We start from the raw sequence: 7,021 nt of genomic DNA, 5'->3' as shown, positions 1-7,021 counted from the left end.
TCAATGTCGATGGCTCCCTCGCAGGCCGGCCCCAGATCGTCAATGCGGAAGCGGACCGCCTCTTCCAGGCCGTGGCCGATTCTGCCTCACGGGCGACACAGCGCTGTGCTCCCCTGTCGATTCCCGCTGAATTCGTACCTTTCTATGAGGATTGGAAGACGATGGTCGTCAATTTCGATCCGCGAGACGCATGAGGAGCGTCGCTGATGCAACGCCTTATCCCTTTCCCGACCCTGCGTGATGCGCGCTTCCTGATCGCCGCGATCGGGCTGATCATGGTCGCGCTGGCCCTGCCGCGTCCTGCTGCGGCGGAGCTCGTCATCGATGTGCGTGGCGGTCAGTTCGCACCGATGCCGATCGCCGTGATCGATTTCACCGGAGACGGCAATCTCGGGATGGAGATAACCCGGGTGCTCTCCGGCAACTTGCGGCGCTCGGGCTATTTCAGCCCGGCTGATCCGAATCGGTTTCCCGAGCGCGCGCCGGCCTTCGACGCGACGCCGCAATTCGATGCCTGGCGCGATACCGAGATCCAGGCCATTGTCACCGGGCGCGTCACCCGCGATTCGGGGGGCAGGCTGCGGGCCGAGTTCCGACTCTGGGACGTCTCCAGCGGACGCCAGACGGTCGGCCAGCAATATTTCACCGAGCCCGCCAACTGGCGCCGCATCGCGCATATCATCTCGGACGCGGTCTATAACGAGATCACCGGCATTCCAGGCTTCTTCGATACCCGCATCGTCTTTGTCGACGAGACCGGTCCGCGCGACGACCGGCGCAAGCGCCTCGCCATCATGGATCAGGACGGGGCGAATGTGCGCTATCTCACGCCGGGCGACAATGCCGTGGTGACGCCGCGCTTCTCGCCGCGCAATCAGGAAATCGCCTTCATGGCGCAGGCACGCGGCGAGCAGCCACGCGTGCAGGTGCTCAATATCGAGACGGGTGCCCGTCAGGCGGTGGGCAATTTCCCCGACATGACCTCGAGCCCGCGTTTCTCGCCGGACGGTCGCTCCATCCTGATGGCACTGCAGCAGGGAGGCAACGCCAATCTCTATCAGATCGACCTGCATTCCCGCACCACCACACGCCTCACCTCCACCGGGGCCATCGACACCTCGCCGTCATTCTCGCCGGATGGCGACCGGATCGTCTTCGAGAGTGACCGTGGCGGGCGCCAGCAACTGTATGTGATGAACGCGGATGGCTCGGGCGCGGAGCGGATTTCCTTCGGCGACGGCTCCTATTCGCAGCCGGTCTGGTCGCCGCGTGGCGATCTGATCGCCTTCACCCGGATGTCGGGCGGGCAATTCTCGATCGGCGTTATGCGCCCCGACGGCTCGGGTGAGCGCATCCTGACGGAGGGCTACCACAATGAAAGCCCGGCCTGGGCGCCGAACGGGCAATATATCGTCTTCTTCCGCGAGCCCCGGGGCGAGGGGGGCGGGCGGCTCTTCATGGTCGACGTGACGGGAAGGGTGGAGACACCGATCCCGACGCCGAACTTCGCCTCCGACCCCACCTGGTCGCCCTCGCTCAGCGGTCCCTGACCCGCGCGCACCGCCTGCGCGGGCCGCAAGCCACACGCAAGGCTCTTGCCCCACTGTCACGGCACCATCGCGATGGCCATCAGGCGTATCGCGGGCTGCCTGTGAGGGAAGACCATGCTCTCGACACCGCTCGCCTTCAATCTCGTCGCGCGCGATCTGCCGCGCTCGCTTGAGCGCACCGCACAGGAGCCGATGGCAGCGCGCGACATCGCCTATTTTGAGGAGAACATCGGCAAGATCCGCTCGATCGACGACTTCATGAGCGACGAGCGGATCTACCGCTTCGCGCTCAAGGCGCACGGACTCGAAGACATGGCCTATGCCAGGGCTTTCATCCGCAAGGCGCTGGAGGAGGGCACCGACGAGCGCGATTCCTTCGCCAACCGCCTCGCCGACAAACGCTATCGCGATCTTGTCGAGACCTTCAACTTCAAGCGTTACGACAGCGCGACGACGAGCTTCTCGCGCGCGCAATCGGGCACGGTGGAAAAATTCGTGCGCCAGACGCTGGAGGTGAACCAGGGTGCGCAGAACGAAGGCGTACGGCTGGCCTTGTATTTCGAGCGCAAGGCGCCCGGCATCGAGAACGTGTACGAAATCCTGGCCGATCCGGCCTTGCTCAAGGTCGTGCAGACCGCGCTGGGCCTCTCGCCGCAGACCGGCGGGGCGAGCGTCGAGCAGCAGGCGGCATTCATCGAGAGCCGGCTCGACATCGCGGATTTCAAGGACCCCGAAGCGCTGTCCAAATTCCTCACGCGTTTCACCTCGCTCTACGAACTCGACAATCCGACCGCGCCGGCGAGCGCGCCCAACATCCTGATCGGCGGGACGACACCGCAGGGGATCGGGATCAATCTCCTGACCAGCATTCAATCCATCAAGCGCGGAGGCTTCTGAGACCATGCAGAGCCCGATCTATGTCGCCGTTTCCGGTCAGGTCGCCCTCGAGCGACGCATGGAGACCATCGCCCGCAACGTCGCCAACATGTCGACAGTGGGCTATCGCGCCGACGAGGTGACCTTCGAATCGATCTTCTCGGCGGCGGGCCGCGAACGCGTCGCCTTCGCCAGCGTCGGGGAGACCCATATATCGCGCCAGGCTGGCAGCCTCGACCAGACCGGCAACCCCCTCGACATCGCCGTGAACGGTGACGCCTTCTTCGCCATCGAGACCGGTAACGGCCCGGCCTATACCCGCGACGGGCGCCTGCAGATCGACGAATTCGGCGAATTGCGCACGGTGGCGGGCCATCTCGTGCTCGATGCCGGGCTCGCGCCGATCCAGCTCGATCCCAATGGCGGGCCACCGGCGATCTCGCGCGACGGCATGATCACGCAAAACGGGGCGCAGATGGGTGCAATCGGGCTCTTCGCCATCGATTCCGACGCCGATCTCACGCGGTTTTCCAATTCCGCGCTGATCCCGAGCATGCCCCCGGAGCCGGTGCTCGATTTCGTCGATAACAGCATTGTTCAGGGTTATACCGAGAGCGCCAACGTCAATCCGATGCTGGAACTGACCCGTCTGATCGCAGTCAGCCGCGCCTTCGAGAGCGCATCCACGGCGGTCGAGCAGAACGACCGCACCTTGCAGGACGCGATTCGCACCCTCGGGGATACGCGATGAGTGAGGCGCCCGCCGTCATCGGTGCTGCAAGCGGCGCGGCCTCGTCGGATCGCGTGGTGCTCGCGCGCAGCGATCACAGCCTGCGCCTGGTCAACGCCCTCAACCACGCCCGCCAGGCGCTGAATGCCGAGCCGGCGCAGGATTTCACCGCAACACTCTCCGACAGGCTCGACGAGAGTGAGGAGAAAACCGCCGATGTGAACCCAGCGGCCGATCGCGCCACGGCGGACAAGCCGCGTCTCGATTTTCTGCGCACAAGCATCCTGCGTGGCCACGTCTCGCAGCCGGGCGGCTTCAATCCCGATCCGAACGCGCTGCCGCCTCTGCCGGATCTGCCCGGCGAACACGACGCCGCGCAGGGACCTGCCCCGGATGTCGCGCGGGCGGACGAGATCGCCGCGCTCAGCGCGATGCTCGATGCTGACCGTATGGGCAGGTCACTGCCATCCGTTGATGCGCTCGCACGCTTCGAGATGAACCTGCTGCCGCCGGATGTGCTGCGTGATCTGCATCAGCGCCACCTTGACCGCACGCTGCAGACCAGTGCCGCAAACGGCTGGCCTGCGCCTCCATGAAGCGGAAGACAGAACTCCCCTCTCCCGGGTGGAGAGGGGATGGGGGTGAGGGGGTATCAGAATTGAGCGAAACCGGGATGAAGCAGGCGACGGAAATCAACGGCGACAATTCTTCTGCGCCGCCCCTCACCCCCGGCCCCTCTCCACGGCGGGAGAGGGGAGATCGCGCGGAATCGGCGCCCGATGCCCTCGACCGGCTGGGCGACGCCATTGCCCGGGCCAGCCAGGATTTGCCGCTGGTGCGGATCGGGGGGCGGGTCAGTGCGGTGACGCCCGCTTTCTACCGCGTCGGGGGGCTCTCTCCCTTCCTCAAGCTGGGGGAGCGCGTGGTGCTTCCCGCCATCGGCAATGCCCGGTCGCAGATTGGTGAAGTGGTACGCATCGATGCCAGTGGCGCCACGGTCAAACCCTTCGAGGGCGCGATCGATGCCCGGCTCGGCGCCGAGGTGCATCGTATGGAGGCGGTCTCGCTGCATCCGCATGCCGGCTGGCGCGGGCGCGTCCTCGATGCTCTGGGCAAGCCCATTGACGATGGTGGCGCCCTTAACCTGGGTGAGCGACGCGTCTTCCCCTTTGCCGAACCGCCGCCGGCCATGCATCGCGCCCGCGTCGGCGAGCATATCCGTACCGGCGTGCGCATGGTCGATCTGTTCACGCCGCTCTGTGCCGGACAGCGCATTGGTATCTTCGCCGGCTCCGGCGTCGGCAAATCCACCATGCTCTCGATGCTCGCCGGCGCGGAAGGTTTCGACACGGTGGTGATCGCGCTGGTGGGCGAGCGCGGGCGGGAAGTCCGCGAGTTCCTCGAGGAAACGCTGGGCGAGGCACGTTCAAAGGCGGTGATGGTCGTCTCGACCGGGGACGAGAGCCCGATGATGCGCCGCCTCGCCCCCAATACCGCCATGGCCATCGCCGAGTATTTCCGCGACGGTGGCGAGAAGGTGCTGATGATCGTCGATTCGGTCACGCGCTACGCCCATGCCGCCCGCGACGTGGCGCTGGCGGCCGGTGAACCCGCCGTTTCGCGCGGCTTTCCGCCGAGCGTTTTCAGCGATCTCCCGCGCCTGCTGGAGCGCGCCGGTCCCGGATCCGAGGGCGCGGGCAGCATTACCGGGCTGTTTTCCGTGCTCGTCGACGGCGATGATCATAATGATCCCGTCGCTGACAATATTCGTGGCACGCTCGACGGCCATATCGTGCTCGACCGCACCATCGCCGATCGCGGGCGCTTTCCCGCCATGGATCCGCTCGGCTCGATCTCGCGGCTGGCGCGCAAGGTCTGGAGTGCGGAGGAGCAGGGCGTGGTGCGTCGTTTCCTCGCCCTCGTCGCCCGTTTCGAGGAGACCCGCGATCTGCGCCTGATGGGTGGCTACCAGCCGGGTCACGATGCCGATCTCGACCAGGCGGTGACCATCGTGCCGCGCCTCTACGACGCCCTGCGCCAGGACCCGTCCTCACCGCGCAGCCGCGACCCGTTCCGCGAGATCGCCGGGATGCTGCAGAGCGGTTGAGCCCCGTTCGGGACGGGATCCCGCGTGATGGTGCCCGCTGGTGTCGTGCGGCGGATGCCGAGACGCGCCCATCCCCCTAGGGCAAAGCGCGCGTTGATCGGATCGCTTCCATCCCGGAAGATCAGCAAAAAACACAGACGCTGAGCCGGGAGGATCGCAACGATGAGCAGGGACGACATCACGGTGGTGACGGGCGGGGCGAGCGGTATCGGCGCGGCATGCTGCCAGCTGCTCGCGGCGCGCGGCGGCAAGGTCGTCGTTCTCGACCGCGACGGCGACGCGGCGAAGGACCTTGCCGAGGAGATCGGCGGGTTCGGCTGCGTCGGCGATGTCGGGGTGGAGGCCTCGCTCGCGGAAGCGGCTTCACGTATCGCGAAGGAATTCGGCGCGGTGACGGGGCTCGTCAACAGCGCCGGTATCCTGCAGCGACCGGTATCGCCCGAAGAATTGTCCATGGAGCGCTATGACGACGTCGTCGCGGTCAACCAGCGCGGTACCTATCTCGCCAGCCGGATCTTCGCTCGGGCCATGATCGGGTACGGGCGCGGTGCGATCGTCAATATCGCCTCGGTGGCGGGTATGCGCTCCATGCCGCTGCATTCCTATTCGCCGACGAAAGCCGCCGTCATTTCGATGACGGCCTGCCTCGCCGCCGAATGGGGGCCGTCGGGTATCCGCGTCAACGCGGTCTCCCCCGGCTTCACCCTGACGCCTGCGCTGCAGGCTGAAGTCGATGCCGGGCGGCGGGATCTCTCACTGGCCGAGGGGCAGGCGGCGTTGGGGCGTCTGGTGCGGCCCGATGAAATCGCGCAGGCGGTCGCCTTTCTGCTCTCGCAGGAAGCCTCGGCGATCACCGGGGCGAATCTGCCCGTCGATTGCGGCTGGCTCGCAGGCACCTCCTGGGCGACGCATGGCGGCGTGCGCCGGGCTTGAGGGCGTGCCGACAAGATCGGAATCGAGAGCAGGAGGATCGCATGAGCGCTCAGGAAACGGAATTCGACGCGCTGATCATCGGGGCGGGTTTCGCCGGGCTCTACCAGCTGCATCTGCTGCGTGAGCGGCTCGGTCTGTCGGTGCGCGTGCTCGAGGCGCAGCCGGGGATCGGCGGCACCTGGCAGGCGAACCGCTATCCGGGGGCGCGCTGCGATTCGGAAAGCCATTCCTATTGCTATTTCTTCTCGCCGGAGATCTACCGCGAATGGGAATGGAGCGAGCGCTATCCCGGCCAGGCGGAAATCCTGCGCTATCTCGAATTCGTAACCGAGCGCCTCGACCTGATGCGTGACATCAGTCTCGGCGTGAAGGTCACCGCCGCGCATTTCGACGATGCGGGCAATCGCTGGATCGTCGAGACGGATCGCGGCGAGAGCCTCACCTGCACTTGGCTGATAACCGCCGTGGGTTGCCTGTCAAGCGCCAACATCCCCGACATTCCCGGCCTGAGCGACTTCAAGGGCGAATGGTACCATACCGGGCAATGGCCGCACGAGGGCGTGGATCTCGCCGGCAAGCGCGTCGGTCAGATCGGCACCGGCTCGACCGGCATTCAGGCCGCTCCCGTCATCGCCGGGGAGGCCGCGCATCTCACGGTCTTCCAGCGCACCGCGAACTATTCCGTTCCCGCCCGCAACGCGCCCCTTGACGAAGCACGCAAGCGCCATTTCAAGGAGCACTTCGAGGAAATCCGCGACATCGTGCAGCGTACGCCCAACGGCCATCCCTTCGAGATCGCGAAGCGCAAGGTCTTCGATGTCGATG

General features: G+C 66.1%; 7 protein-coding genes and 1 pseudogene. All 8 read left to right on the top strand.

Annotated features, from left to right (window positions below):
- A pseudogene (locus VKP01_RS16190) lies at positions 1-194 on the top strand (cell envelope biogenesis protein TolA); the annotation flags it as partial.
- 12 nt (positions 195-206) lie between these two features.
- Complete coding sequence (gene tolB, locus VKP01_RS16185; protein ID WP_324414128.1) at positions 207-1,550, top strand: Tol-Pal system beta propeller repeat protein TolB; 1,344 nt, start codon at positions 207-209, stop codon at positions 1,548-1,550.
- Between the two features lie 114 nt (positions 1,551-1,664).
- Positions 1,665-2,447, top strand: coding sequence for a DUF1217 domain-containing protein (locus VKP01_RS16180; RefSeq protein ID WP_324414126.1), 783 nt, complete (start codon positions 1,665-1,667; stop codon positions 2,445-2,447).
- A 4-nt stretch (positions 2,448-2,451) separates the two neighbouring features.
- Positions 2,452-3,177 (top strand): flagellar basal-body rod protein FlgF, encoded by a 726-nt coding sequence (flgF, locus tag VKP01_RS16175; protein WP_324414124.1) that lies wholly within the window; start codon positions 2,452-2,454, stop codon positions 3,175-3,177.
- Positions 3,174-3,752 (top strand): hypothetical protein, encoded by a 579-nt coding sequence (locus VKP01_RS16170; RefSeq protein WP_324414122.1) that lies wholly within the window; start codon positions 3,174-3,176, stop codon positions 3,750-3,752. Before flgF ends, VKP01_RS16170 begins: the two co-directional genes overlap by 4 nt.
- Positions 3,753-3,829: 77 nt before the next feature.
- Positions 3,830-5,263: a flagellar protein export ATPase FliI gene (fliI, locus tag VKP01_RS16165; RefSeq protein ID WP_324414120.1), complete on the top strand. Its 1,434-nt coding sequence runs from the start codon at positions 3,830-3,832 to the stop codon at positions 5,261-5,263.
- A gap of 162 nt (positions 5,264-5,425) precedes the next feature.
- Positions 5,426-6,196, top strand: coding sequence for an SDR family oxidoreductase (locus VKP01_RS16160; RefSeq protein WP_324414118.1), 771 nt, complete (start codon positions 5,426-5,428; stop codon positions 6,194-6,196).
- 41 nt (positions 6,197-6,237) lie between these two features.
- Positions 6,238-7,021 (top strand): NAD(P)/FAD-dependent oxidoreductase (locus VKP01_RS16155; protein ID WP_324414116.1); only part of this gene is annotated, 784 nt, incomplete at its 3' end.

This window comes from Saliniramus sp. (assembly GCF_035311605.1).
GTDB lineage: Bacteria > Pseudomonadota > Alphaproteobacteria > Rhizobiales > Beijerinckiaceae > Saliniramus.
Note: the sequence above shows the minus strand (reverse complement) of the source record. Positions and strands in the feature narration are given on the sequence as shown.

Bases quoted from the DNA above. Each gene is read 5' to 3' on its own strand.
- flgF (WP_324414124.1), top strand. From the start codon at position 2,452: ATGCAGAGCCCGATCTATGTCGCCGTTTCCGGTCAGGTCGCCCTCGAG.
- tolB (WP_324414128.1), top strand. From the start codon at position 207: ATGCAACGCCTTATCCCTTTCCCGACCCTGCGTGATGCGCGCTTCCTG.
- VKP01_RS16170 (WP_324414122.1), top strand. From the start codon at position 3,174: ATGAGTGAGGCGCCCGCCGTCATCGGTGCTGCAAGCGGCGCGGCCTCG.
- VKP01_RS16180 (WP_324414126.1), top strand. From the start codon at position 1,665: ATGCTCTCGACACCGCTCGCCTTCAATCTCGTCGCGCGCGATCTGCCG.
- VKP01_RS16160 (WP_324414118.1), top strand. From the start codon at position 5,426: ATGAGCAGGGACGACATCACGGTGGTGACGGGCGGGGCGAGCGGTATC.
- fliI (WP_324414120.1), top strand. From the start codon at position 3,830: ATGAAGCAGGCGACGGAAATCAACGGCGACAATTCTTCTGCGCCGCCC.